The sequence below is a fragment of the Streptomyces sp. JH14 genome (genome assembly GCF_029428675.1).
In the GTDB taxonomy this organism is placed as follows: Bacteria; Actinomycetota; Actinomycetes; order Streptomycetales; family Streptomycetaceae; genus Streptomyces.
The window spans coordinates 2,625,149-2,651,219 of record NZ_JAJNEL010000001.1 but is presented as its reverse complement, the minus strand read 5'-3'; the positions used below and the strand labels follow the sequence as shown (position 1 = coordinate 2,651,219).

Sequence of the window (26,071 nt, the reverse complement as noted above, 5' to 3'; positions counted from 1 at the left end):
GGGTGCCACAGGCATCGGGTACACCGGTTCGGCAGACGGCCCGTCAATTGTCCGGAGATATCCCGGTAGCCGGAGTTATTGGATTGTGCCCAGTATCGTTCGTATGCGTGCCTTCATTGCATCCGCCATTGGTGTCACCTGCTCGGCAGCCCTGATACTGCCGCTGGCCGCGCCCGCGAGCGCCGCCCCCGACACCTCCGTCAACGCAGCGGCCGAGGTCGCCGATCCCGCCGATGTGCCCGGGTCGACGCAGTCCCTGCCGCTGTCGCCGCTGTCCACCACGTCCACGCGGGAGACCGGCGCCCCCGCCGTCCAGGGCCTGCCCCGACGCGATGTCCACCCCTTCTCCCTGGTCGGCGTGGTCTGGGACGACGCCGACGCAGAACTCCACGGCAGCGTCCAGGTCCGCACCCGCGCCCTCGACACCGGCCGTTGGTCCGGCTGGCAGGACCTGGAGACCCACAACGCCGAGCACGCCGCCGACCCCGGGAGTGCCGAGCGCGACTCCGGAACCGTCCGCGGCTCCACCGCCCCGCTCTGGGTCGGTGACAGCGACGGCGTGGAAGTCCGGGTCAGCCCCGAGACGACGGACGTCCGGGGGCCGGGCAGCACCAGCGTCGCGCTGCCCGAGGGACTGCGGCTGGAACTCGTCGACCCCGGCAAGGGTCCGCAGCAGCCGCCGGTGACCGGCACGGACGAGTACGGCACCGAGCAGGCCGGCGCCGAGTCCGGAAGCGACGGCCGCTCCGGTATGTCCGTCCAGGGCTCCGCGTCCTTCCAGGGCTCCGTCATCCCGGCGCTGAGCAAGGCGCGGACGGAGGTGGAGGCGGAAGCCGCGGCCGGCGCCGTGCCAGGCAGCAAGCCGTACATCGGCCCCCGCCCGCGCATCGTCACCCGCAAGGGCTGGGGGGCCGACGAGAAGCTCCGTGAGCGCGCCTTCGCGTACACGAAGACCGTCAAGGCCGCCTTCATCCACCACAGTGCGACGGGCAACAACTACACGTGCTCCCAGGCGCCCTCGGTCCTTCGCGGTATCTACCGCTACCACGTGAAGAGCAGTGGCTGGCGCGACATCGGCTACAACTTCGCCGTCGACAAGTGCGGAAACATCTACGAAGGACGCGCCGGAGGCGTGACGAAGGCGGTCATGGGGGCGCACACCCTCGGTTTCAACACCAACAGCATGGGCATCGCGGTACTCGGCACCTTCACCAAGTCCAATCCGCCGGCCGCCGCGGTGACGGCCATTGCGAAGCTGACCGCCTGGAAGCTCGGCCTGTTCGGTGCCAACCCCCGCGGCAGGACGACCCTTGTCTCGGGAGGAGGAAATCGCTTCAAGAAGGGAAAAAAGGTCAAACTCAACGTCATCTCCGGTCATCGGGACGGCTTCGCAACCGAATGCCCGGGAACCCGTCTCTACAAGAAGCTCGGCACAGCCCGGACCAGCTCCGCCCATCTGCAAGGCCGCTGACGGCCCGTGCGGACGCCGGCGGAGAGCGCCGGACTGCCCTGCTGGGCGCTGACCGGGGATGATCCGACCGGTCTGCTTACACTGGCCAGCCGACACCAGGGCCGGCCCCAGCAGGAAGCAGAGACAGTGCTGTGACAGAGGCAAAAGAAGCGATTCTCCTGGTCGGTGGCAAAGGCACCCGACTGCGCCCGCTCACGGTGCACACCCCGAAACCCATGGTTCCGGCGGCCGGCGTCCCGTTCCTGACGCACCAACTGGCGCGGGCGAGGGCCGCCGGGGTCGAGCACATCGTCCTCGCCACCTCGTACCTGGCGGAGGTCTTCGAGCCGTACTTCGGTGACGGTTCGTCGCTCGGCCTCCATATCGAGTACGTCACCGAACGCGAACCGCTCGGCACCGGCGGAGCCATCCGCAACGTGGCGTCCCGGCTCGTCTCCGGCCCGGACGAACCCGTTCTCATCTTCAACGGGGACATCCTCACCGGCCTCGACATCCGGGCACTGGTCGCCTCGCACGCCACATCCGGAGCGGATGTCTCACTCCACCTCACCCGGGTCGAGGACCCGCGTGCCTTCGGTCTCGTACCGACGGACGCCACCGGCAGGGTGACCGCCTTCCTGGAGAAGCCGCAGACGCCCGAGGAGATCGTCACCGACCAGATCAACGCGGGGGCGTACATCTTCCGCCGCTCGGTCATCGACACGATCCCGGCCGACCGCCCGGTCTCCGTGGAGCGCGAGACGTTCCCCGGCCTGCTCGCCTCCGGCGCGCACCTCCAGGGCATGGTCGACTCCACGTACTGGCTGGACCTCGGCACCCCGCAGGCGTTCATACGCGGCTCCGCCGACCTGGTCCTCGGCCGCGCCCCGTCCCCGGCCGTGCCGGGCCGGTGCGGCGACAGGCTCGTCCTGCCGACCGCCTCCGTCGCCGCCGACGCCAAACTCGTCGGCGGTACGGTCATCGGCGAAGGCGCCCTGATCGGCGCGGGTGCGCGGATCGACGGCTCCACGGTGCTGGCCGGCGCGGTCGTCGAACCCGGCGCGGTGATCACGGACTCGCTGGTCGGAGCCGGCGCCAGGATCGGCAGCCGTACGGTGCTCGCCGGAGCGGTCGTCGGCGACGGGGCGCAGGTCGGTGCGGACAACGAACTGCGTGACGGCGTCCGCATCTGGTGCGGGGCGACACTGCCGGACGCGTGCGTCCGTTTCTCGTCGGACCAATGACGGGCCCCTGCGGCGCGTACGCTCGATAGGCAGCCCCGACGACCGAGGACCTCATCCGTGGCAGGACGATTCGCCCCCCGCAGCGCCCCGCGCAGCCCTGTCCCGCGCCAGGCGGCAGCGGACCCGGCGGCACCCCGGGAAGCGGCGGCGCTGACCCGGGAGTGGACCCCGCCTGGCCCGCTGGACCTTCGCCTCGTCCTCGGCCCGCTGCGTCGTGGCCCCGCCGATCCCACGTTCCGTATCGACCGGGACGGTTCGGTCTGGCGGGCCACCCGCACCCCGGCCGGCCCCGGCACGCTCCACGTCACCGACCGGGGCGGCCGGATCGGGGCGACGGCCTGGGGCCCCGGCGCGTCATGGCTCCTGGAGCAGCTCCCGGTCCTGCTGGGTGCGGAGGACGACCCGGAGGCCTTCCGTCCCCGCCACCGCCTGGTCGCCGCGGTGCAGCACCGCCGCCCGGGCCTGCGGCTGCTGCGCACCGGTCTGGTACTGGAGTCGCTGATCCCGTCGATCCTGGAACAGAAGGTCACCACCGACGAGGCGTACCGGGCCTGGCGCCTCCTGGTCCGCACGTACGGCACCCCGGCCCCCGGTCCCGCGGCCACCCTGTTCACCACACACGGCCTGCATGTGATGCCGGACGCGCGCACCTGGTCCCTGATCCCGTCCTGGGAATGGCACCGTGCGGGCGTCGACGCCAAACGCTCGGCGACGATCCTGCGCGCGGTACGGGTGGCCCGCCGTCTGGAGGAAGCGGCCACGATGCCGCTGCCGGAGGCGACGGCCCGGCTGGAACTGATCCCCGGCATCGGCCCCTGGACCTCGGCCGAAACCCTCCAACGAGCCAACGGCGCTGCCGACGCGGTCACCGTGGGCGACCTTCACCTTCCCGGCATCATCGGCCACGCCCTGGCGGGCAACAGGAACGCCGACGACGAGGAGATGCTGACCCTGCTCACCCCCTACGAGGGGCAGCGCCATCGAGCCACCCGCCTGATCCTCCTCTCCGGCCACACCCCGTCCCGCAGAGCCCCGCGCATGACAAGGGGCGACATCGCCCGGTTGTAGTCACAGCGGATTCGGCCCTGCCGGCCCCGCGCCCGCGGGGTGTGACGAGGCGGAGCGAAGCGCTCCCTGCCGGCGTGTGCCCGCGGCTCGCGACGAAGCGCGGCAGGACCGAGCCCGTCCGGCGATCGAGGACACAGCGCGGCCGAAGGCCGCGTCCCGGGCTCCCGGGCCGCCCCGGGGAACGGGCGGGCAGGGGGAAACGCACCCCCACTCGTCACCGCACCGCGACGAACGCCTCCGCGTTCCGCTCTTCCCTCTCCCGCGGCACCCCCGCCGCGCGCCCCACGGCCACCGCCCCCAGCGGATCCCACTGCGCCGGCAGATCCAGCACCTCGCGCACCACGTCCCGGCAGAACATCGTCGAAGACACCCACGCCGACCCGAGCTGCTCACCGGCCAGCGCCACCAGGAAGTTCTGGACGCCCGCCCCCGCCGCGACCACGAACATCTCGCGCTCCGCCGCGTCCCGCCGCGCGTCCCCGTAGGTGTGGGAGCCGTCCATCACCAGGCACGGCACCGCCAAATACGGAGCCCTGCGCAGCACATCGCCCCGCCGTACCCGCTTGGCGATCGACTCCTCGCTCTTGCCGTCACGGCGCAGATCCGCGATCCACGCATCGCGCATCGCGTCGAGCAGCCGGGTCCGCGACTCCTCGGACTCCAGGAGCACGAACCGCCACGGCGTCGTGTGATGCGGCGCCGGAGCCGTCACCGCTGCGGCCACGGCGCGGCGTACCGCCCCCGGGTCCACCGGCTCGTCCGTGAACTCCCGCACCGTACGCCGCAGCGTCACCGCTTCCCGTACCGCCTCGGACGTCCCGAGCCGGAACATGTCGTCGGCCGCGACCCGCACCAACGCCCGCGCCCCGGAACCGGAGTCACCGGAACCGGACCCACCGGAGCCCGCCCCGTGCCCGGGGCCACCCGCCCCGTCCACCACGTGCGAGAGACCCCGCACCACCGCGACCGGCAGCCCCTCCGCCTTGCCCTTGACCAGATCACCGGCCGAGGCCAGCTCATCCGCGGTGGCGACGACGGTCGCGCTCAACGGGTTGCCGTACGCATCCGTCCCGCCCCGCAGGTCGTCCAGCACCCGCACCCCGGCCGCCCCGATCGCGACATCGGTCAGCCCGTTGCGCCACGGCCGCCCGAAGGTGTCCGTGACGACGACTCCGACCTCCACGCCGAGCGTATCCCGCAGTCCGTCCCGGATCGCGCGGGCCGACGCGTCCGGGTCCTCCGGCAGCAGCAGCACCGTGCCCGCGGGGGTGTTCGAGGCATCGACCCCGGCCGCGGCCATGACCAGCCCCTGCCGGTTCTCGACGATCCGCAGCGTGCCGCGGCGCGCCACCACCCGTACCGTCTCGGCATCGATCGCCGCTTCCCGGTCCGCCGCCTCGACGATCCGGCCCTCCGCCTTGGAGATGATCTTCGAGGTGACGAGCAGGATGTCGCCGTCCACAAGCCCCGGTTCCGTGGCGGCGATCAGCTTCGCGAGATCGTCCCCGGACCGCACCTCGGGCATCCCGGGCAGCGCCCACACCCGGTACGAGGGCGCCTCGGGGGTGGCCGCGCCGCCGCTCACGCCCGTACCTCCTCGGCCAGCGCCAGCGCCTGCCGTGCCATCTCGGCCGTCGCGTCCACGTCCGTCATCATCAGGGGCATGGCCAGGCAGCGGATGCCCGCGGCCTCCACCTCGTCGACCGCCCCGGCGTCCACCGTGTCGACGAGCCAGCCGTCGAGCAGCCCGGAACCGTAGTGCTGGGCAACGGCCGCGGCGGTCGACTCGACGCCCACCGCGGCAAGCACCTTGTCCGCCATACCCCTTACGGGCGCGTCCCCGACGATGGGGGAGAGGCCGACGACCGGTACCCCGGCCTCGGCGATCGCCTCCCGGATCCCGGGCACGGCGAGGATGGTCCCCACCGAGACGACGGGGTTGGAAGGCGGGAAGAGGATGACGTCGGCCTCGGCGATGGCCTCCAGCACACCGGGCGCCGGCTTGGCCTGCTCCGCGCCGACCGGCACGATCGCCCGGGCCTCCACGGAGGCACGCAGCTTCACCCAGTACTCCTGGAAGTGGATCGCCCGGCTCTCGCCGTCCACGTCGACCGCGACATGCGTCTCGACCCGGTCGTCGGACATCGGCAGCAGCCGGACCCCCGGCTTCCAGCGTGCGCAGAGCGCCTCGGTGACGGCGCTGAGCGGATAGCCCGCGCCGAGCATCTGCGTACGGACGATGTGGGTCGCGAAGTCACGGTCACCGAGCCCGAACCACGCGGGGCCCACGCCGTACGCCGCGAGTTCCTCCTTGACCTGGAAGCTCTCGTCGGTACGCCCCCAGCCCTGCTCCTCGTTGATGCCACCGCCGAGGGTGTACATCACGGTGTCGAGGTCGGGGCAGACCTTCAGCCCGAACAGATGGATGTCGTCACCGGTGTTGCCGATCACCGTGATGTCCGCGTCGGGCGCGGCCTGCTTGAGGCCACGCAGAAAACGAGCACCACCGATACCGCCGGCCAGAACCACAATGCGCATGCACAACAGTCTGTCAGGCGGAGCCTGATCGTTGGTGGGGTGGTGGCGGGCGACGGGTGGGCTGTCAGGCGGCTACGACGTCGGCGGCCGTCGGGGCGCACTGCGCCGCGTGCATCGGCATCTCGGTCAGACCCGGGTAGTAGATGTGCAGGCTGACGGCCGGTTCGAGGGAGTCGTTGACCACTTCGTGGACGTATCCGGGCGCGAACACGCGCTGCGCGCCCGCTTCCAGTGACCGGCTGCCGCGCTCCGTGCGCTCGGTCAACTCGCCTTCCAGGACGGTCAGTACGCCGGAGGACCGTCCGTGGTCGTGCAGTCCGCTGCCCTGGCCGGGGACCCAGCTGAGCAGCCACACCTCGTAGCCGAGCGGGGTCTCCCCTGCTCGAGCGGAGCCGAGAACCTGGGGAACGGCGCGGAGCCGGTGGTACCAGCGGGTGGTCGCGTCGTACTGGACGAGCGGTGCCCACTGCGCGCGGTCGGCGGCGATGGCGCGGGCGAGCCCGACGAACTCGGCCACCGTGGCGGGATGGGTGCGTGCGGGCTGGAGGAGGTGCTGAACCTCAAGGATGTCGCCGGCGATCTGAAGGTCGCTGTCGCTGTTCATGGGCGCGGTGGTTCCTCGGCAAGGGAGTGCGGGGCTTGGGTGCAGACGCGGATGCGGGGGTGTCGCGTGGACCGGAGGCCGTGGGAACCGAACCGCTCGGCGGGCGAGGCCGCAGAGAAGCCGGCGAAGGCCGGGTCCGAGGAAGAGCCGTGACTAGCTGGAGCGCGAGGGCTTCGACAGCGGGGACGGCATCAACAGCTGAGACAGCTGGAACAGCAACAGCGAGCCTGGACAGCGGTACGGAACCCACGGATGTGGGTGACGCGCTTCGCTGACTTTGCTGGCATGCCAGCAAGCAGAACCGAGCAAAGGTCCCGCTGTCAACCCAATGCCCGATTTGGAGGCAATGTTTCACCTCATCCGGTTACTCCAGTCGGAGAAAGGTTTGTGCAGTGATTGCAGCGGAGATGTGGCGCAACAACCGTGCCCGTAAACGTCGCAGCGGTCTCGTGACCCGACTGTGATCTTGATCGCTTCGGTGATCGAATCGAAACATGGCCGCGCCCTCGGGCGTCCCACCCTGTGGCGGACGGGGGTGCGGTGGAGCCTGTGGCATATGTCAGTTTTTTTGGTGATTTGCACACTTTCCGCTTACGCTTGGTTCCGCAGAGTGAATACCGGACCCAATAGCAGATCTCCGCTTGACTGGCCCGGATCCACACACTTGTAATTTCACTCGTGTCGTTCTGCCGAATCGATAACGGCTGCATCACGGGGACGCAAGAGACAGACGAGGGGCGCACATGACCGAGCTGTTCCAGCAACTGCTGGTCGAGGACGCGGACGAGGAGCTCGGCTGGCAGGAGCGCGCACTGTGCGCCCAGACCGATCCCGAGTCCTTCTTCCCCGAGAAGGGCGGATCGACCCGCGAGGCCAAGAAGGTCTGCCTCGCCTGCGAAGTCCGCTCCGAATGCCTTGAGTACGCGCTTTCCAATGACGAACGGTTCGGAATCTGGGGCGGTCTTTCCGAACGGGAACGCCGACGCCTGAAGAAGGCCGCGGTCTGACCGCGGAGCCCGCGCACGACGCCGGGAAGGCCCGCACACGACGCCGGCAGAACCCGGCCGGCCCACGGACTGTCCGCCCGCCGGACCGGATGGACCGGAACGCCCCGGCCGCCGGAGCGCCACGGCCACGCTCCGCGCCCCACCCCCCGGACCAGACCCGCGACCACATCACGGACCGCCCCGGACCCCGCTCCGGAACCCCGGCCGCCATGGCCCGTCACCTGCATCCTGCCCGCAGGCGACGGGCCGTTTCCCTGTCCGCGGCCCCGTCCAGGGCCGTGCTGCTGCCCTGCCCACCGCCCCGCACGCGGACCGGTCGTACCACCTCGCTGCCGCCCTCTCTCACCCGCTCGGCGCCGCCCCGGCTGTCCGTAGCGTTAGTGTGGGGCCCCGTCCGAGACGCGCCAACGCCCCGCCGGAGCGCGCGTGTACACCGATGCAGCCCCTGGGGGGACCGCCCCCCGGACCTGGCCGGAGGGCCCGTACCTCGATGTCCGTGCACAGCCAATCGACGGCGCCGTACGCGGCCGCCGCCGCCCCAGAGTTCCCCCGGCATGTCGTCACCGCCGTGCTCGTCTCCCATGACGGCGCACGCTGGCTGCCCGACGTGCTCGCCGGGCTGCTCGGGCAGGAACGCCCCGTCCAGGACGTCGTCGCCGCCGACACCGGCAGCGCCGACGACTCCGCGCGGCTGGTCACCGAGGCGCTCGGCGCCGAGCGCGTCCTGCACCTCGCACGCCGTACGAGCTTCGGCACGGCCGTCGACGAGGCGGTCCGCACGGTCGGTGAACTCACCCCCGACGACCTGCCGTACCTCAAGCGCCCCAGCGGCTGGGACCCCGTCACCAGGAGCTGGCGCGACGACGCGTACGACCTGCCCGAGCTGCCGCACGGCGAACCGGTGCAGTGGCTCTGGCTGCTCCACGACGACTGCGCGCCCGAGCCCGACGCGCTCGCCGAGATGCTGCGCGTCGTCGACACCGACCACCACGCTGCGATCGTCGGCCCCAAGCTCCGCGGCTGGTACGACCGCAGGCAGCTCCTCGAGGTCGGCGTCTCCATCGCCAACAGCGGGCGCCGCTGGACCGGACTCGACCGGCGCGAACAGGACCAGGGCCAGCACGACCAGGTCCGTACCGTGCTGTCCGTGTCCTCCGCCGGCATGCTGATCCGCCGCGACGTCTGGGAGGAGCTCGGCGGGTTCGACCGCAGACTCCCGCTGATGCGTGACGACGTCGACCTCTGCTGGCGCGCCCACGCCGCCGGACACCGGGTGCTCGTCGCCCCCGACGCCATACTCCGGCATGCCGAGGCCTCCGCCCGGGAACGCCGCCCCATCGACTGCGCCGGCCGCTTCGTCGCCTCCCCGCACCGTGTGGACAAGGCCGGTGCCGTCTACACGATGCTCGTCAACGCGCGCGGCAAGATGCTTCCGTGGGTCCTGCTCAGGCTCGTCCTCGGGACCCTGCTGCGTACCCTCGCCTACCTCGTCGGCAAGGTGCCGGGACAGGCACTCGACGAGGTCGCCGGCCTCTTCGGGACCCTGCTGCGGCCGGGCAGGATCTTCGCGGCCCGGCGCAGGCGCGGCACGGGTGTCGTGGACGCGGCCGAACTGCGCGGGCTGTTCCCGCCGCCCGGCGCGACCGTCCGCGCCACCTTCGAACAGGTTGCCGGGAACTTCGGCAGCGGATCCGATGCCGACTCGGGCGGTTCGCGGCACGGCGCCGTCGAGTCCGGACCGGGCGGTGACGATGCCGACTTCCTGGAGATCGAACAGTTCGCACGGCTGAAACGGATCGGCCGCAAGCCGGGCCCGGTGCTCTTCGCCGTCCTGCTCCTCGTCTCGCTCGTCGCCTGCCGCGGCCTCCTCGGCGGCGGTGCGCTGGCGGGCGGCGCCCTGCTGCCCGCGCCGGCGGACGTCTCCGACCTGTGGGGGCGGTACGCGGACGGCTGGCACCCGATCGGCACCGGCGGCACCCAGACCGCACCGCCCTATCTCGCCGTGCTCTCCGCCCTGTCCGCGCTGTTCCTCGGCTCGACCGGCTTCGCCCTCACGCTGCTGCTGGTCTGCTCGGTCCCGCTCGCCGGACTCACCGCGTACTTCGTCTCCCGCCCGCTGCTCGAATCGCGGCTGCTGCGGGCCTGGGCGAGCATCGCGTACGCCTTCCTGCCCGCCGCGACCGGTGCCCTCGCGACCGGCCGCCTCGGCACCGCCGTACTGGCGATCCTGCTTCCGCTGATCGCCCGCGCCGCCGTCGCCGCGTACGGGATGCGCCACGGCGGGTACGCCCGTGGCAGCTGGCGCGCCACCTGGGCGTACACCCTGCTGCTGACCCTCGCGATGGCCTTCACACCCGTCGTCTGGCCGCTCGCCGTGGTCCTCGGCATCGGCGCCCTCGCACTGCGCCGCGACGACATCACCGCGTACGGGCTCCGCTTCCTCACCACGATCGGCACACCGCTGCTCGTCCTCGCGCCGTGGTCGGTGTCGCTGCTCGGCAGCCCCTCGTCGTTCCTGAAGGAGGCGGGCCTGGACTTCGGTACGGGCACGGCCTCCGCGCTCGATCTGCTCGGCATCAGCCCCGGTGGCCCGAAGGCCGTGGGCGGTGTGCTGCTGCTCGGCATCGTGCTCGCCGCACTCGCCGCGCTGATGCGTGGAGAGCGCCAGTTCGCGGTCCGCACCGCGTGGGTCGTCGCGCTCGTTGCCCTGGTCTTCGCCGGGCTCACCAACGGCTCCGGCTGGGCCGGACCCGCCACCCTCGTCTACGGCATCGCGCTGATCACCGCCGCACTCGTCGGCGCGGACGGCGCCCGGGTGCGCGTCGCGGAGCTCAGCTTCGGCTGGCGCCAGCCCGTCGCCGCGCTGATCGCCCTTGCCGCGGTGCTGGCCCCCGCGCTGGCCGCGGCCGGCTGGATGATCGGCGGCGCCACCGGCCCGCTGGAGCGCCGGGATCCGGTGCAGGTGCCCGCGTTCGTCGCGGAGGAGAGCAGCACCCGCGACCAGCCCCGGACCCTGGTGCTCGGCGGCAGCTCGCCCGCCTCCGTCTCGTACGCCCTGGTCCGCGGTTCCGGCGCGCGCCTCGGCGACGCCGAGCTGGCCGGGTCGGGCGGCTCCAACAGCCACCTGGACAAGGTCGTCGCCAATCTGGTCGCGGGCTCCGGCGCCGACCAGGGCAGCCAGCTCAGCGGGTTCGCGATCCGTTACGTACTCGTACGGGACGGCGCACCGCGCGAGATGAGCCGGGTGCTCGACGCGACCCCGGGGCTGAGCCGGCTCAGCCAGCTGGACGGCAGCGCGCTGTGGCGGGTGGACCGCCAGATCGCCCGGATCATGATCGTCCCGCCCGGCGACGGCAGCGAGCAGCTGCCCGTCGGCTCCCAGACGGTCGAGGCACACACCAAGATCCCTGCGGGCGGTTCCGGCCGGGTGCTGCGGATCGCCGACGCGGCCGACTCCGGCTGGCAGGCCACGCTCGACGGCCGGGCGCTGACCCGTAAGACGGTCGACGGCTGGGCGCAGGGCTTCGAGCTGCCCGCCGAGGGCGGCAGGCTGGACCTCACGTACGAGACGCCGATCACGCACACCGCGTGGATCTGGGCCCAGGCGGCGCTCGGTGTGGTCCTGCTGGTCCTGGCCCTGCCGGGCCGTCGCCGGGAGATCGACGACGACCTGCCCGAGGAGTCCGTGACGGTTCCGGCGGAGCCGGTCGCGGGAGAGGGACGCCGGGCCCGCAGGCTGCGCGCGGCCGCGCAGGCGGAAGCGGCGGCCGAGGGTGACGACGGGGAGCAGCTTCCGGAGGAAGAGGGGGAGTACGACCCCGCCCGGCAGACGACCGATCCGTATGCGCAGCAGCCGGACGAGGGGGACCCGTACGCGCCTCAGGGCGAGACACAGGATCCCTACGCGCCGCAGGGTGACGACGGCCGGTACGCGTCCGTACCGCAGCAACAGCAGTACGGCGAATGGGACGCGCAGCAGTACCAGGGCGCCGACTACGCGCAGTACCAGGGCGAGCAGCAGCCCACCGCGGCCGACCCGTACCCGCAGGGCGCAGCCCCGGTGTACGACCCGTACGGCTACCCGCAGCAGCAGTACGACCAGGGCCAGGGTCAGTACGACCAGGGCCAGGGCCAGTACGACCAGAATCAGGGCCAGTACGAACAGGGCCTGTACGACCCGTACGAGCAGGGCGCCTACGACCCGCAGGCGCAGTACGACCAGCAGGCCCCGTACGACCCGCAGCACCCCGACGAGAACCCCGCCCCGGCCCAGAGCCCGTGGCCGAACGGCAACGCATCGCGAGGCGAGTCCGAGTGAAGTCCACCAACCTGTCCCTCATCGCGGGCACCGTAGCCCTCGCCGCCGTCACCGGATTCGCCGCGCTCACCGCACCGGGTGACGCGGACGCCACGGGGGCGACGGCCGCCGCGCGGCTGCCCGTGGAGCGGTCCAGCCTGCTCTGCCCGGCGCCCGGCCTCTCGGAGCTCGCCGAGACGACGTACACGTCCTTCACCCCGGCGAGTGAGGGCGGCGGAGAGGCGGGCACCGCGGAACTGAAGCCGTCCGTTCCCACCACGGGGGGCGCGGGCGACGACACCACCGCCAAGAAGGACACGAAGGAAGAGAAGAAGGTGGACTCCGGCAAGCCGGTCGTCTCCCTCAAGGAGCCCGGCAAACCGGTCACCGCCGACGCCTCCGGCGGGGACGCCCCCGCCCTGGTCGGGACCGCCACCGGCAGGCTGGCCCCCGGCTGGACCACCCAGCAGACCACCACGGTCGTCGCGGGCGCATCCCGCGGCCTGCTCGGGCTGAGCTGCACCGGCCCCGACACGGACTTCTGGTTCCCGGCAGCCAGCACCGCGAAGTCCCGTGAGGACTACGTGCACCTGACCAATCCGGACGACACCGCCGCCGTCGCGGACATCGAGCTGTACGGGCCGGACGGCTCGCTCAAATCCGATGTGGGCGAGGGCATCACGGTTCCGGCCAGGTCCAGCGTCCCGGTTCTGATCTCCACCCTGACCAACGTGGCCGCCGACGACGTGACGGTCCACGTCACCACCCGTACCGGACGGGTCGGCGCGGTCGTCAGGGCGGCGGGCGACGACATGGGCGGCGACTGGCTCACCGCCTCCGTCGACCCGACGGGCACCCTGGTCCTCCCCGGCATCCCGGCGGACGCCACCTCCGTGCGGCTGGTCGCCTTCGCCCCCGGTGAGGACGACGCCGACCTGAAGGTGAAGCTCCTGGGCAAGACCGGCGCGATCTCGCCGGCCGGGCACGAGGACCTCCACGTCAAGTCCAACATGACCGCGGGCGTCGACCTGAAGGACATCACCAGGGGTGAAGCGGGCTCCCTGCTGCTGACTCCGGCACAGAGCGGAAAGGCCACCCCGGTGGTGGCCGCGCTGCGTGTGGTCCGCGGCACCGGCGACAAGCAGGAGGTCGCGTACATCCCGGCGACCGGGCCGGTGGGCGCGCAGGCCACCGTGGCCGACAACCGGGCCAAGGGCTCGACCCTCTTGCTCACCGCGCCGGGCGCCACCGGCACGGTGAAGGTCACGGCGTCCGCAGGCAGCGGCGGCGGGGAGCGGACCGTCAAGTCGTACACCGTCAAGGGCGGCACGACGCTCGCGGTCATCCCGCAGGTACCGGCCGGGCTCAAGGGAAGCTACGCGCTGACCGTCGAGACGGAGTCGGGCGGCCCGGTGCACGCCGCCCGCACGCTCGCTCTTCCGGAGGACGGCATCCCGATGTTCACGGTGCAGACCCTGCCGGACGACGGCGGAACGGTCGAGGTGCCCGCTGCCGAGCAGGACCTCTCGGTCCTGGACGACTGAGCGATCGGTACGGGGCGGCGCCGGACGAGGCGCCGCCCCGTATCCCGCTCACGGACAGCCCTTGTCAGTCCTGTCCGTACCGCGGATCCACCGACTCCGGCGACAGCCCGAGCAGCTCCGCGACCTGCTCCACCACGACTTCGTGCACCAGCAGCGCACGCTCGTCGCGGTTCTTGGTCCGGATCTCGACGGGGCGCCGGTAGACGACGATCTGCGCGGGCCGGTCCTTCTCCGCGGACTTCGCGCGTCCCAGCGGCACGGTCTCCTCCTGCGTCCCCGGCACATCGAGGACCATGAAGTCGACATCGGCCAGCTGCGGCCAGCGCCGCTCCAGCCGCTCCACCGAATCCTGTACGAGATCGCGGAAGGTTTCCGCCCTGCTGACCGAGAGCGGCACCTGGGGCGGGGCCACGGGTCCGCGCATGCCGCGGCCATGGCGGTCCCGGCGCCGCGGACGCGGCTCGGGTCGCGGCTCGGACGGGTGGGGCGGCGGTACAGGACTGTCCATCACCGACGCAGCGTAACTCCCGGCGGGGCAGGCGGATCGCCGCTCACCGTCAGGGCAGTCGCATGTCTGCTGTTGAACATTCCAGCCAAGCTTGAGCCCGTTTCAGGCCCTGCCTGTGACCACTGATCTCTTGCGTAATGACAGCTTATGTACCAAGTGGTGACCGAAATCGTTGCCGTTGCGACCTGCGCTTCTCTCCTCCGGCGCAGGTCAGGATAGTTACCCGAAAGGCGGTTGTGCCGGACGTCACAGTACGACACGGTGGGGTGACCTGAGGGAGAGTCGTCGCAGCCCGCTCAAGAGTGCGGTACCGTCCAACATCGTGAGCCCTGTACGTCGCTGTTCGCGCACCGCGTGCGGCCGCCCTGCCGTCGCGACACTGACGTACGTCTATGCCGACTCGACTGCGGTCCTCGGCCCGCTCGCCACCTACGCAGAACCCCACTGCTACGACCTCTGTGCCGAGCACGGTGAGCGGCTGACCGCGCCGCGAGGCTGGGAAGTGGTCCGACTCTCGGACCCCTCCGTGCCCGCGCGTCCCAGTGGTGACGATCTCGAAGCGCTCGCCAATGCCGTACGGGAAGCGGCGCGTCCGCACGACCGGGCGGCCGAGGCCCGGGGTGGCGGCCCGCACGCCGCGGACCCGATGGAGGTCGCGCGCCGTGGCCATCTTCGGGTGCTGCGCTCGCCGGATTCCTGACCGCGGAGTACCGCTCGGCGTCCCCCGCCCATGATTTCCCGTTACAAGTTTTCGCGTACGGGCCATTGACCGGAACTTGTCGTGGACACGACTATTCCCTCACTCGTGAGAAACAACTTTCCGCATCGCGGAATCGGGGGAGGTTCGTGTGTTCATCCAGCAACTCCAACCCATGGCCGATTCGCTCGCCCTGTCCGCTCTGGTCGCAGCGCTTCCCCTGGTCACCGTGCTGGTCCTGCTCGGAGCGGTCCGGATGCAGGCGCATCGCGCCGGACTCATCGGCCTCGCCGTCGCGGTGGCCGTCGCCTCGCTCGCCTACGGCATGCCTCTCGGGCAGACCCTCTCCGCAGGCGCTCAGGGCGTGCTCTTCGGCCTCTTCCCCATCATGTGGATCGTCGTCAACGCCCTCTGGGTGTACCGGATGACCGTGCGTACTCAGCACTTCGACATCCTCCGCCGCTCCTTCGGGCGGCTCTCGGACGACCCTCGCATCCAGGCGCTGGTCATCGCCTTCTGCTTCGGCGCGCTCCTCGAAGCCCTCGCCGGATTCGGCGCGCCCGTCGCGATCTCCTCCGTGATGCTGGTGGCGCTCGGCTTCGACCCGGTGAAGGCCGCCGTCGTCTCGCTCGTGGCCAACACCGCACCGGTGGCGTTCGGCGCCATGGGCACCCCCGTGGTGACGCTCGCCCAGATCACCGGGCTGCCGCTGGACGACGTGGCCTCCGTCGTGGGCCGCCAGACCCCGCTGCTGGCCCTACTCGTCCCCCTGATCCTGGTCTTCCTGGTGGACGGAAGGCGCGGGCTGCGCGAGACCTGGCTGCCCGCACTCGTCTGCGGAATCGCCTTCGCAGGGGCGCAGTTCGCCGCATCCAACTACGTCTCCGCCCAGCTCGCGGACATCGCCGCCGCGCTCGTGGGCGCGGCAGCGCTGATGGCCGTCCCCGGGGCACGCAGGCCGGCCGAGGAACCGGTGCGTGCGGCAGTCCTGACGGGCGTACGGAGCGGAGACCTCGATCACGAGGACCCGCACCGCGAAGTGCTGCGCGCCTACGTCCCGTACGGCCTGATCGTCGCCGTCTTCTCCGTCGCCCAGATACCGCCGGTCAAGGAGGTGCTGGCCGAGGCGACCCGGATCTTCGACTGGCCCTTCCTCGACGTCGCGAACCCGGCGGGCAAGCCGGTCGGCGCCAACCTCTTCACGCTCCCGGTCATCGCCACGGGCGGCACCCTCGTCCTGCTGGCCGGCCTGGTCGCCACCGTCGTGCTCGGCGTACGGCCCGGGGCCGCGGCGCGCGAATGGGCGGCCACGGTGTACGAACTGCGGTACGCGATCCTCACCGTGACCTCCGTACTGGCACTTGCGTACGTCATGAACCTCTCCGGGCAGGCGGCCACGATCGGCCAGTTCGTGGCCGCGGCGGGCGCCGGGCTGGCCTTCTTCTCGCCGGTGCTCGGCTGGTTCGGCGTCGCGGTCTCTGGCTCCGACACCTCCGCGAACGCACTCTTCGGCGCACTCCAGGTCTCGGCGGCACGCGAATCGGGTCTCTCACCGGAGTTGCTTGCCGCGGCGAACAGCTCCGGCGGGGTGCTCGGCAAGATGATCTCCCCGCAGAATCTGACGATCGCGTGCGCGGCGGTCGGTCTGGCCGGGCGCGAGGGAGACCTGCTGCGCAAGGTGCTGCCGTGGAGCCTGGGCCTGCTGTTGGTGATGTGCCTGATCGTGCTGGCGCAGAGCACGACGGTGCTGGGCTGGATGCTGCCCTGAGCCCAGGATCAGGACCGACCTCCGATTGACGGCTGTGCGACTGCCCGGCCGTGCCCCGGTCACCGTGGGCACGGCCGGGCAGTCGCACAGCCGCGCCTCTGCACCATCGCTCAGCCGGAAGACCCCACGGCCTGCCCGAACGGCCGCCGGGTAGTTTGGGCGGTCCGCAGAGATCTCAGGAGGACCGGCCCGTGGCTGCTGATCTGTCGCAGATCGTCAAGGCGTACGACGTGCGCGGAGTCGTGCCCGACCAGTGGGACCAATCGCTGGCCGAGCAGTTCGGCGCGGCGTTCGTCGAGGTGACGGACGCCGCAGCGATCGTGATCGGCCACGACATGCGGCCTTCGTCGCCCGGCCTCTCGGCGGCGTTTGCGCGCGGCGCGGCGGCGCGCGGCGCGGACGTCACCCTCATCGGCCTCTGCTCGACCGACCAGCTGTACTTCGCCTCCGGCAGCCTCGGCCTGCCCGGCGCGATGTTCACCGCCTCGCACAATCCGGCGCAGTACAACGGCATCAAGCTGTGCCGGGCGGGCGCCGCACCGGTCGGACAGGACACCGGGCTCTCCGAGATCCGCGCCCTGATCGAGAAGTGGGCCGAGGAGGGCGTACCGCAGCCGGTCTCCGCCCCCGGCACCGTCGCCGAGCGCGACACGCTCGCCGACTACGCGGCCCACCTGCTGTCCCTGGTCGACCTGACGTCCATCCGGCCGCTGAAGGTCGTGGTCGACGCGGGCAATGGCATGGGCGGCCACACCGTCCCCACGGTCTTCGCGGGCCTCCCGGTCGAGCTCGTACCGATGTACTTCGAACTCGACGGAACGTTCCCCAACCACGAGGCCAACCCCCTCGACCCGAAGAACCTCGTCGATCTCCAGGCCCGCGTGCTGGCCGAGGGCGCCGACCTGGGCCTCGCGTTCGACGGTGACGCGGACCGCTGCTTCGTCGTCGACGAACGGGGCGCGGGTGTCTCCCCGTCCGCGATCACCGCCCTGGTCGCGGCCCGCGAACTGGAGCGGAACGGCGGCAAGGGCACCGTCATCCACAACCTGATCACGTCCTGGTCGGTCCCCGAGGTCGTCCGCGAACACGGCGGCACCCCGGTCCGTACCCGTGTCGGCCACTCCTTCATCAAGGCGGAGATGGCCGCGCACGGCGCGATCTTCGGTGGCGAACACTCCGCGCACTACTACTTCCGCGACTTCTGGAACGCCGACACGGGCATGCTCGCCGCCCTCCACGTCCTGGCCGCCCTCGGCGGCCAGCCGGGCACGCTGTCGGAGCTGGTCGCCCAGTACGACCGTTACAGGGGCTCCGGCGAGATCAACTCCACGGTCGACGACCAGCCGGCCCGCACGGCGGCGGTACGCGCCTCGTTCGCGACCCGCGACGACGTCACGTTCGACGAACTGGACGGCCTGACGGTGACGGCACCGGACTGGTGGTTCAACCTCCGCGCCTCCAACACGGAACCGCTGCTGCGCCTGAACGTGGAAGCCCGCGACGAGGCCACGATGACGTCGGTACGGGACGAGGTCCTGACCTTGATCCGACGTACCGGCCAGGGCGCCGGGACGTCCGGGAACCCGAGCTAGAAGATTGGTGAAAATCTTGGGTTCTGGCCCGGCCGCGTATGCGGCCGGGCCAGACTCGTTGGTGTGGTGATGGGGGAATGGGTCGGGGAGACGGTCGGGCCGGATGTGTGGGAGACCTGCCGGGAGTTGATCCCGTCGGGGAGTGTGTTCGCGTTTTTGGCCGAGCATCGTGGTGCGTTGTTCCCGGCGGGGATGTTCGCGGACATGTACCCCTCGGCGAACGGGCGGCCGAGCATGCCGCCGCAGATCCTGGCCGCTGCGATCACGCTGCAGGCCCTGCACGGGCTGTCCGACTTCGAGACGGTCCAGGAATTGCGGTGTGACCTGCGGTGGAAGGCCGCGTGCGGGCTGGGCTTGCACGACATGGCGTTCGATCCGTCGCTGCCGGCCTACTTCCGCCGCCGGCTGGCCCGGTCTGTCCAGCCGAACCGGGTGTTCGAGGCGGTGCGCGAGGTCGTCAAGGCCACCGGCGTGCTCAAGGGCAAGCATCGGCGGGCGCTGGATTCGACCGTGCTGGACGACGCGGTCGCCACGCAGGACACCGTCACCCAGCTGATCGCCGCCGTCCGCGTGGTGATCCGCGAGGTCCCCGGCGCCGCCCATGTCGCGGCCAGGCAGTGCACCGCCCACGACTACACCGATCCTGGCAAACCCCGCATCGCCTGGAACGACGAACAGGCCCGCGCCGACCTCGTCGACGCGCTCGTCACCGACGCCCTCAGGCTGCTCGGGCACCTGCCCGACCAGCAACTCGGGGAGAAGGCCACGAACGCGGTCGGCCTGCTGGCCCTGGTCGCCGGCCAGGACGTCGAACCGGCCGAGGACTCCGACGGCCGCGACGGACGCTGGCGCATCACCCGCGGCACCGCGCAGGACCGGATGATCTCCACCGTCGATCCAGAATCCCGCCATGTGCACAAGACCCGCACCCACCAGCAGGACGGATACAAGGCCCACCTCGCCATCGAGCCGGAGACCGGGTTATACACCGCCCTCGCCCTCACGCCCGGCGCCGGAGCCGAGCACCACGAAGCAGCCGTCGGCCTCGAACTGCTTGCCGACGAGCACGAACCCGTGGACGCTTTCGGCGACACCGCCTACTCCACCGGCGACGCCCGCCACAGCCTTCAGCGGCAGGGCCACCGGCTGTTCCTCAAACCCGCCCCACTGCGGGCGGCCGTCCCCGGCGGCTTCACCCTCGACGACTTCGCCATCGACACCACCGCCGCCACCGTGACCTGCCCGGCCAAACACACCGTCCCTCTCTCCGACCCCGGCGGACAGCACCACCAGCGCAAGGCCGCCTTCAAGGACTTGTGCACCGGATGCCCTCTGCGTGAGCGGTGCACCAAGGCAAAGGCCGGACGCATCCCGACCATCCGCCCCCACCACGATCTCCTCACCGCCGCCCGCCGCCAGGCCGCCAACGACCCCGCATGGCAGGCCGACTACCGACGCTGGAGACCACCGGTCGAACGCGCCGTCGCCTGGCTCGTCCACCACGGCAACCGCAAACTCCGCTACCGCGGCACCATCGCCAACGACACCTGGCTCCACACCCGAGCCGCCGCCCTCAACCTCCGCCGACTGATCAACCTCGGACTCACCCGCACAAGCGGCAGCTGGACGATCAACCCAGCCACCACATAGGCCGAGGGGCTACCCGGCCTACGGCCGGACAACCCCTCACCAAGATCTTCACCAGTCTTCTAGGGCCTGTCCGGCGGATCATGTCGGAGACGCGGGTCTGGCGCGCCCATCTGCGGCGTTGTCGTCGGTTGCCGACGCTCCGCGTCGACGCCCTCCTCTGCCTTGCAGCTGAGCGCGCCAGACCCGCTCACCTGCGCTTTGCAGATGCCGCGCCTGCCCTCCGACCTGATCCGCCGGACAGGCCTTAGTCCAGCAGTCCCGGCCTGTCCGCAGGGTTCGAGCCCGTCCGCAGTCCCGGCCCGGCCGCGCGTCCCACCCCTGCCCGCAGCCCCGTACCGGGCGGAAGCACGGCCCTTCCGGCGTTCGACCGTGGTCCGGGGAAGGGGCCCCGGCTCGGGAAGGACGGGCAGGGGAACAGGCACGCCGCAGGCCCCGGACCCGTACTCCACCCGAACCACCGCACCCGAACCGTTCCGCAACCACCGCACCCCCCGGCCGGGCCGCGCCCCCGCCACCCCGGCGGTAGGCTGACGTCGCCCGATCCGCGAGAACCCGAACCCCCTGTTCACATGCTTGAAGGGACTCACCTCATGCCGCTCGAAGCCGGCCTCCTGGAGATCCTCGCCTGCCCGGCCTGCCACTCCCCGCTCGACGACCGGTCGGCAGCCGAAAGCCCCGAGCTGGTCTGCACCGGCACGGACTGCGGCCTGGCCTACCCGGTACGGGACGGTATCCCCGTCCTCCTCGTCGACGAGGCCCGCCGCCCCGCGTGACGCGAGGCGCGGGAACGCCGGCGCACACCGGCACAGCGCCCCACCCCCGTACACCCGCAGCACTGCCGCCCCGCACCCCGCACGGTGATCCGCACGTGATCGGAGGCCCGTCCCCATGCTCGACGAGTCGTTGCTCGACGCCCCGGAAGCCCTGGCCCGAGCCGACCGCCGCGGTCTGCTCCGTGGCGCCGCCGAGGCCGGGGCCCGCGTCCGTACCGCCGCCCGGCACGCGGCGGAGGCCGGGATCGCGGAGCTGACCCCGGAAGGCCGCCCCCGCGCCGTCCTGGTCGCTGGCTCCGGCACCGCCGCATCCGGCGTCGCCGACCTGATCACCGCGCTGGCAGGCGCCTCCGCGCCCGTCGCCCGTATCCAGCCCACGGGTGTCGCACCCGCCGCGGGTGCGATGCGCTGGACGCTCCCCGGCTGGGCCGGCTCCGTCGACCTGCTGCTCATTGTCACGGCCGACGGCTCCGAACCGGGGCTCGCCCTGCTCGCCGAGCAGGCCTACCGGCGCGGCTGCACGGTCGTCGCCGTCGCCCCCCGGCAGTCCCCGCTGCGCGAGGCGGTCGACGGGGCACACGGTCTCGTCGTGCCGATGGCGTCCGCCCCGCACGGCGAGTACGACGCCGAGACGTCGGCCGCGGGCCCCGGAACGCTCTGGGCCCTGTTCACACCGCTGCTCGCACTGCTCGACCGGGTCGGCCTGATCACCGCATCCGCCGAGGCGCTGCAGAGCGTCGCCGACCGCCTCGATCGCACCGCGGAACGCTGTGGTCCGGCCATTGCCACGTACAGCAACCCGGCCAAGACACTTGCCGCCGAGCTGGCCGGCAGCCTGCCCCTGGTGTGGACGGAAGGCGACGCGGCGGGACCGGTCGGGCGCCGGTTCGCCGCCGTACTGGCCGAGCTGTCGGGCCGCCCCGCTCTCGCCGCCGAGCTCCCCGAGGCCCTCCCCGCCCATGGGGCGCTGCTGGCGGGCAGCTTCGCCGCCGGGGCCGACCCCGACGACTTCTTCCGCGACCGGGTCGACGAGTCGGAGCCCCTGCACGCCCGCGTCGTCCTGCTCCGCGACCGGCCCACGGGCGGACTGAGCGCGGCCCCCGCCGCCCGCGAACTCGCCCTCGGCCACGACACGGCGATCAGCGAACTCGAACCGGAAGAGGGCAGCGAACTCGAAACCCTCGCGGAACTCCTCGCGGTCACCGACTTTGCCGCGGTCTACCTGGCCCTGGCCTCGACGGCCCACGCCTGACCGCACCTGCCCGCCCGCCGCCCCCGCCCCCGCACGGCCACCGCGCCGCGCCACCCCACCACCGCATTTCACGAGGACGAACTCGCCATGGACCGGCTCTCCAACACCGTGCGCCCTTACGCCTGGGGCTCCACCACCGCCATTCCCGAGCTGCTCGGCATCGACCCCACCGGTGAGCCCCAGGCCGAGATGTGGATGGGCGCCCACCCCGGCGCCCCCTCCCGACTCACCCGCATAGCCGCCGAGCAGCCCCTCACCGACATCATCGCCGCCGACCCGGAGCGCGAACTGGGCCCGGCCACCGTCGCGAAATTCGGCCCCCGCCTCCCCTTCCTCCTCAAGCTGCTCGCCGCCGGCGCCCCTCTCTCGCTGCAGGTCCATCCCGACCTCGCGCAGGCCAAGCGGGGTTACGAGGACGAGGAGCGCCGGTCCGTCCCCATCGACGCGCCCCACCGCACGTACAAGGACGCCAACCACAAGCCCGAACTGATCTGCGCACTCACCCCCTTCGACGGCCTCTGCGGCTTTCGCAGGCCCTCCGAGGCGGCAGAGGCGATGGCGGCACTCGGGGTCGACTCCCTCAAGCCGTACGTCGATCTGCTCGGCGCCCACCCCGAAGAGGCGGCCCTGCGCGAGGTACTCACGGCGATCCTCACCGCGGACCCCGCCGAGATGGCCGAGACGGTGACCGCCGCGGCCACCGCCGCCGAACGCCTCGGTGGCGCCCACGCCCCGTACGCCCGGATCGCACACCACTTCCCGGGCGACCCCGGCGTCATCGCGGCGATGCTGCTGAACTACGTACAACTCCAGCCCGGCGAAGCCCTGTTCCTCGGTGCCGGCGTACCGCACGCCTACCTCGGCGGCCTCGGCGTCGAAATCATGGCGAACTCGGACAACGTGCTGCGCTGCGGACTGACGCCCAAGCACATCGACGTCCCCGAACTGCTGAGCATCGTCCGCTTCGAGGCGACCGACCCCGGCATCCTGCGTCCCGAGGCGTCCCCTTCCGGCGAGGAGCTGTACGAGACCCCGGTCGACGAGTTCCGGCTGTCGCGCTTCGACCTGTCACCCGGCGCCGCCCCCGTCGACCTGACCAGGTCCACCCCTCAGATCCTGCTCTGCACCGCGGGCGCACCCCGCGTCGGCACCCTCGATCTCGCCCCCGGTGCCTCTGTCTTCGTGCCGTCGGGCGAAACGGTCGAAGCGTCCGGTACCGGGACACTGTTCCGGGCCACAGTGGTGGCCTGACGTACCGTCCGCAACAGCGGCTGCAACAATGTCCGGCCGTACCGCGGCGCCAGGGCCGCAGCACCGAAGAAGGGACACCAGGCACCCATGAGTGCGTCAGGCGGAACCAAGGCGATCGTGGCGGCACTCGCCGCGAACCTCGCAATCGCAGTGGCCAAATTCGTGGCGTTCCTGTTCAGTGGCTCGTCGTCGATGCTCGCGGAGAGCGTCCACTCGGTCGCCGACTCGGGCAACCAGGGGCTGCTGCTGCTCGGCGGCAAGAAGGCCCAGCGCGAAGCCACCCCCCAGCACCCCTTCGGCTACGGCCGTGAGCGGTACATCTACGCCTTCCTCGTCTCCATCGTCCTGTTCTCGGTCGGTGGCATGTTCGCGGTCTACGAGGGATACGAGAAGATCCTGCACCCGCACCCGCTCGAGGCCTGGTACTGGCCGGTCGGCGTCCTGGTCTTCGCGATCATCGCCGAGGGCTTCTCCTTCCGGACGGCCATCAAGGAGTCCAACGAGAGCCGCGGCAAGCTCACCTGGACCCAGTTCGTCCGCCGGGCCAAGGCCCCTGAGCTGCCGGTCGTCCTGCTGGAGGACCTCGGCGCGCTGATCGGTCTGGTGCTCGCCCTGTTCGGTGTGGGCCTGACCCTCGCGACCGGCGACGGCGTCTGGGACGGCATCGGCACCCTCTGCATCGGCATCCTGCTGATCACCATCGCGATCGTCCTCGCTGCAGAGACGAAGTCCCTGCTGCTCGGCGAGGCCGCCGACACCGACCAGGTCGACAAGATCAAGGCTGCGGTCGTCGACGGCGAAACCGTCACCCGCATCATCCACATGCGTACGCTCCACCTCGGCCCGGAAGAACTGTTGGTTGCCGCCAAGATCGCGGTCCAGCACGACGACACGGCCGCCGAGGTCGCCCGCGCCATCGACGCCGCCGAGTCGCGCATCCGCGAAGCCGTCCCGATCGCCCGGGTCATCTACCTGGAGCCGGACATCTTCAACGAGGCGGCCGCCGCGGCGGGCACCAACCCGGCCAGGACCCCGGACGCCCCCGGCCCCGCGCCGACACAACCCGAGCACTGACCCTACGGACCCGAACCCCCTCCGATCGCTTCTCCGACCGCTCCCGGCCCCGGGTGGGCTGGGAGCGGTCGGGCCGTTCGGTGTAGATTCGGTGACAGTGCCAGACGTCGCTGCTGATGGCGGTCGGCCGCTCCGCGCATGCGGACCGGGCGAGGGAGAGAGGGCCTCCGACGGATGCGCTGCGAGCGCCCGGGCATTCGTATGCCCGCCGCCGCAGAGCCAACCGTGCCCACCCCTCGACCCCATTACGAGGAGCAGCCCGTTATGACGACGGTCGCCAATCGACAGGACTTCAAGGTCGCCGACCTCTCCCTCGCGGAGTTCGGACGCAAGGAGATCACGCTCGCCGAGCACGAGATGCCCGGCCTGATGTCGATCCGCAAGGAGTACGCCGCCACGCAGCCGCTGGCCGGCGCCCGCATCACCGGCTCGCTGCACATGACCGTGCAGACCGCCGTGCTCATCGAGACCCTGGTCGCCCTCGGCGCCGAGGTCCGCTGGGCCTCCTGCAACATCTTCTCCACGCAGGACCACGCCGCCGCGGCCATCGCCGTCGGCCCGAACGGTACCCCGGACGCCCCCGCCGGCGTCCCGGTCTTCGCCTGGAAGGGCGAGACGCTCGAAGAGTACTGGTGGTGCACGGAGCAGGCGCTGACCTGGCCGAACACCCCCACCGGCGGCCCGAACATGATCCTCGACGACGGTGGTGACGCCACCCTCCTCGTCCACAAGGGCGTCGAGTTCGAGAAGGCCGGTGCGGCCCCGGACCCGTCGACCGCGGACAGCGAGGAGTACGGCCACATCCTCACCCTGCTGAACCGCACCCTCGGCGAGTCCCCGCAGAAGTGGACCCAGCTGGCGTCCGAGATCCGCGGCGTCACCGAGGAGACCACGACCGGTGTGCACCGGCTGTACGAGATGCACCGCGACGGCACCCTCCTCTTCCCGGCGATCAACGTCAATGACGCCGTCACCAAGTCCAAGTTCGACAACAAGTACGGCTGCCGCCACTCCCTGATCGACGGCATCAACCGCGCCACCGACGTCCTCATCGGCGGCAAGACCGCCGTCGTCTGCGGCTACGGCGACGTGGGCAAGGGCTGCGCGGAGTCCCTGCGCGGCCAGGGCGCCCGCGTGATCATCACCGAGATCGACCCGATCTGCGCCCTGCAGGCGGCGATGGACGGCTACCAGGTCGCCACGCTCGACGACGTCGTCGAGCAGGCCGACATCTTCGTCACCACGACGGGCAACAAGGACATCATCATGGCCGCGGACATGGCCAAGATGAAGCACCAGGCGATCGTCGGGAACATCGGCCACTTCGACAACGAGATCGACATGGCCGGCCTCGCCAAGATCGAGGGCATCGTCAAGGACGAGGTCAAGCCGCAGGTCCACACCTGGACGTTCCCCGACGGCAAGGTCATCATCGTGCTGTCCGAGGGCCGCCTGCTGAACCTGGGCAACGCCACGGGCCACCCCTCGTTCGTGATGTCCAACTCGTTCGCGGACCAGACCCTGGCCCAGATCGAGCTGTTCACCAAGCCCGAGGACTACCCGACCGACGTCTATGTGCTGCCCAAGCACCTCGACGAGAAGGTCGCCCGCCTGCACCTCGCCGCGCTCGGCGTGAAGCTCACGACGCTCCGTCCCGAGCAGGCCGCGTACATCGGCGTCGAGGTCGAGGGTCCTTACAAGCCCGACCACTACCGTTACTGATCCGGCACCCGTCCCGCCCGTCGGTGACCACA

Annotated in this window: 19 protein-coding genes; 15 read left to right on the top strand and 4 right to left on the bottom strand. The window is 71.4% G+C overall.

The window, feature by feature from the left end; genetic code table 11:
* Positions 1 to 103 precede the first annotated feature (103 nt).
* From LRD69_RS11810 to LRD69_RS11800, 3 genes are all read left to right on the top strand, one after another.
* A complete protein-coding gene (locus tag LRD69_RS11810; RefSeq protein ID WP_277326531.1) occupies positions 104 to 1,471 on the top strand; it encodes a peptidoglycan recognition protein in 1,368 nt (455 codons plus the stop codon).
* A gap of 131 nt (positions 1,472 to 1,602) precedes the next feature.
* A complete protein-coding gene (locus LRD69_RS11805; RefSeq protein WP_277326530.1) occupies positions 1,603 to 2,694 on the top strand; it encodes an NDP-sugar synthase in 1,092 nt (363 codons plus the stop codon).
* A 57-nt stretch (positions 2,695 to 2,751) separates the two neighbouring features.
* On the top strand, positions 2,752 to 3,762 hold the full coding sequence (locus LRD69_RS11800; protein WP_277326529.1) for a DNA-3-methyladenine glycosylase 2 family protein: 1,011 nt from the start codon (positions 2,752 to 2,754) through the stop codon (positions 3,760 to 3,762).
* Between the two features lie 214 nt (positions 3,763 to 3,976).
* On the opposite strand, the gene LRD69_RS11795 is transcribed toward LRD69_RS11800, so the two are convergent.
* The 3 genes from LRD69_RS11795 to LRD69_RS11785 form a co-directional block, all read right to left on the bottom strand.
* Positions 3,977 to 5,347, bottom strand: coding sequence for a coenzyme F420-0:L-glutamate ligase (locus tag LRD69_RS11795; protein WP_277326528.1), 1,371 nt, complete (start codon positions 5,345 to 5,347; stop codon positions 3,977 to 3,979).
* Entirely contained in the window at positions 5,344 to 6,300 is a 957-nt protein-coding gene (cofD, locus tag LRD69_RS11790; protein WP_277326527.1) for a 2-phospho-L-lactate transferase, read from the bottom strand. The genes LRD69_RS11795 and cofD overlap by 4 nt, the downstream gene beginning before the upstream one ends.
* Positions 6,301 to 6,364: 64 nt before the next feature.
* A complete protein-coding gene (locus LRD69_RS11785) occupies positions 6,365 to 6,904 on the bottom strand; it encodes a cysteine dioxygenase family protein (protein ID WP_277326526.1) in 540 nt (179 codons plus the stop codon).
* Positions 6,905 to 7,647: 743 nt separating this feature from the next.
* Between LRD69_RS11785 and LRD69_RS11780 the strand changes: the two genes are divergently transcribed.
* The 3 genes from LRD69_RS11780 (at position 7,648) to LRD69_RS11770 (ending at position 13,752) form a co-directional block, all read left to right on the top strand.
* Positions 7,648 to 7,911, top strand: a complete 264-nt coding sequence (locus tag LRD69_RS11780; RefSeq protein WP_030927001.1) for a WhiB family transcriptional regulator — start codon at positions 7,648 to 7,650, stop codon at positions 7,909 to 7,911.
* 490 nt (positions 7,912 to 8,401) lie between these two features.
* A complete protein-coding gene (locus tag LRD69_RS11775) occupies positions 8,402 to 12,229 on the top strand; it encodes a glycosyltransferase (RefSeq protein ID WP_277326525.1) in 3,828 nt (1,275 codons plus the stop codon).
* Positions 12,226 to 13,752, top strand: a complete 1,527-nt coding sequence (locus tag LRD69_RS11770) for a DUF5719 family protein (RefSeq protein WP_277326524.1) — start codon at positions 12,226 to 12,228, stop codon at positions 13,750 to 13,752. Before LRD69_RS11775 ends, LRD69_RS11770 begins: the two co-directional genes overlap by 4 nt.
* Before the next feature lie 64 nt (positions 13,753 to 13,816).
* On the opposite strand, the gene LRD69_RS11765 is transcribed toward LRD69_RS11770, so the two are convergent.
* A complete protein-coding gene (locus LRD69_RS11765) occupies positions 13,817 to 14,260 on the bottom strand; it encodes a metallopeptidase family protein (RefSeq protein WP_277329695.1) in 444 nt (147 codons plus the stop codon).
* Between the two features lie 322 nt (positions 14,261 to 14,582).
* Between LRD69_RS11765 and LRD69_RS11760 the strand changes: the two genes are divergently transcribed.
* From LRD69_RS11760 to ahcY, 9 genes are all read left to right on the top strand, one after another.
* On the top strand, positions 14,583 to 14,960 hold the full coding sequence (locus LRD69_RS11760) for a DUF3499 domain-containing protein (RefSeq protein WP_277326523.1): 378 nt from the start codon (positions 14,583 to 14,585) through the stop codon (positions 14,958 to 14,960).
* 148 nt (positions 14,961 to 15,108) lie between these two features.
* Positions 15,109 to 16,725, top strand: a complete 1,617-nt coding sequence (locus LRD69_RS11755; RefSeq protein ID WP_277326522.1) for an L-lactate permease — start codon at positions 15,109 to 15,111, stop codon at positions 16,723 to 16,725.
* A 191-nt stretch (positions 16,726 to 16,916) separates the two neighbouring features.
* Complete coding sequence (locus tag LRD69_RS11750; protein WP_277326521.1) at positions 16,917 to 18,317, top strand: phosphomannomutase/phosphoglucomutase; 1,401 nt, start codon at positions 16,917 to 16,919, stop codon at positions 18,315 to 18,317.
* 69 nt (positions 18,318 to 18,386) lie between these two features.
* A complete protein-coding gene (locus tag LRD69_RS11745) occupies positions 18,387 to 19,967 on the top strand; it encodes an IS1182 family transposase (protein ID WP_277329694.1) in 1,581 nt (526 codons plus the stop codon).
* 590 nt (positions 19,968 to 20,557) lie between these two features.
* A complete protein-coding gene (locus tag LRD69_RS11740; RefSeq protein ID WP_277326520.1) occupies positions 20,558 to 20,740 on the top strand; it encodes a Trm112 family protein in 183 nt (60 codons plus the stop codon).
* Positions 20,741 to 20,855: 115 nt separating this feature from the next.
* On the top strand, positions 20,856 to 21,992 hold the full coding sequence (locus tag LRD69_RS11735; protein ID WP_277326519.1) for an SIS domain-containing protein: 1,137 nt from the start codon (positions 20,856 to 20,858) through the stop codon (positions 21,990 to 21,992).
* A gap of 87 nt (positions 21,993 to 22,079) precedes the next feature.
* Complete coding sequence (gene manA / locus LRD69_RS11730; protein WP_277326518.1) at positions 22,080 to 23,243, top strand: mannose-6-phosphate isomerase, class I; 1,164 nt, start codon at positions 22,080 to 22,082, stop codon at positions 23,241 to 23,243.
* A gap of 87 nt (positions 23,244 to 23,330) precedes the next feature.
* A complete protein-coding gene (locus LRD69_RS11725) occupies positions 23,331 to 24,317 on the top strand; it encodes a cation diffusion facilitator family transporter (protein ID WP_277326517.1) in 987 nt (328 codons plus the stop codon).
* 264 nt (positions 24,318 to 24,581) lie between these two features.
* A complete protein-coding gene (gene ahcY, locus LRD69_RS11720; protein WP_277326516.1) occupies positions 24,582 to 26,039 on the top strand; it encodes an adenosylhomocysteinase in 1,458 nt (485 codons plus the stop codon).
* The last annotated feature ends 32 nt before the right edge of the window (positions 26,040 to 26,071 follow it).

What these genes read in the sequence shown, in the direction of transcription:
- LRD69_RS11810 (WP_277326531.1), top strand. Translation starts at nt 104, where the DNA reads ATGCGTGCCTTCATTGCATCCGCCATTGGTGTCACCTGCTCGGCAGCC.
- cofD (WP_277326527.1), bottom strand. Translation starts at nt 6,300, where the DNA reads ATGCGCATTGTGGTTCTGGCCGGCGGTATCGGTGGTGCTCGTTTTCTG.
- LRD69_RS11785 (WP_277326526.1), bottom strand. Translation starts at nt 6,904, where the DNA reads ATGAACAGCGACAGCGACCTTCAGATCGCCGGCGACATCCTTGAGGTT.
- LRD69_RS11780 (WP_030927001.1), top strand. Translation starts at nt 7,648, where the DNA reads ATGACCGAGCTGTTCCAGCAACTGCTGGTCGAGGACGCGGACGAGGAG.
- LRD69_RS11775 (WP_277326525.1), top strand. Translation starts at nt 8,402, where the DNA reads ATGTCCGTGCACAGCCAATCGACGGCGCCGTACGCGGCCGCCGCCGCC.
- LRD69_RS11765 (WP_277329695.1), bottom strand. Translation starts at nt 14,260, where the DNA reads ATGGACAGTCCTGTACCGCCGCCCCACCCGTCCGAGCCGCGACCCGAG.
- LRD69_RS11745 (WP_277329694.1), top strand. Translation starts at nt 18,387, where the DNA reads ATGGGGGAATGGGTCGGGGAGACGGTCGGGCCGGATGTGTGGGAGACC.
- LRD69_RS11740 (WP_277326520.1), top strand. Translation starts at nt 20,558, where the DNA reads ATGCCGCTCGAAGCCGGCCTCCTGGAGATCCTCGCCTGCCCGGCCTGC.
- LRD69_RS11735 (WP_277326519.1), top strand. Translation starts at nt 20,856, where the DNA reads ATGCTCGACGAGTCGTTGCTCGACGCCCCGGAAGCCCTGGCCCGAGCC.
- manA (WP_277326518.1), top strand. Translation starts at nt 22,080, where the DNA reads ATGGACCGGCTCTCCAACACCGTGCGCCCTTACGCCTGGGGCTCCACC.
- LRD69_RS11725 (WP_277326517.1), top strand. Translation starts at nt 23,331, where the DNA reads ATGAGTGCGTCAGGCGGAACCAAGGCGATCGTGGCGGCACTCGCCGCG.
- ahcY (WP_277326516.1), top strand. Translation starts at nt 24,582, where the DNA reads ATGACGACGGTCGCCAATCGACAGGACTTCAAGGTCGCCGACCTCTCC.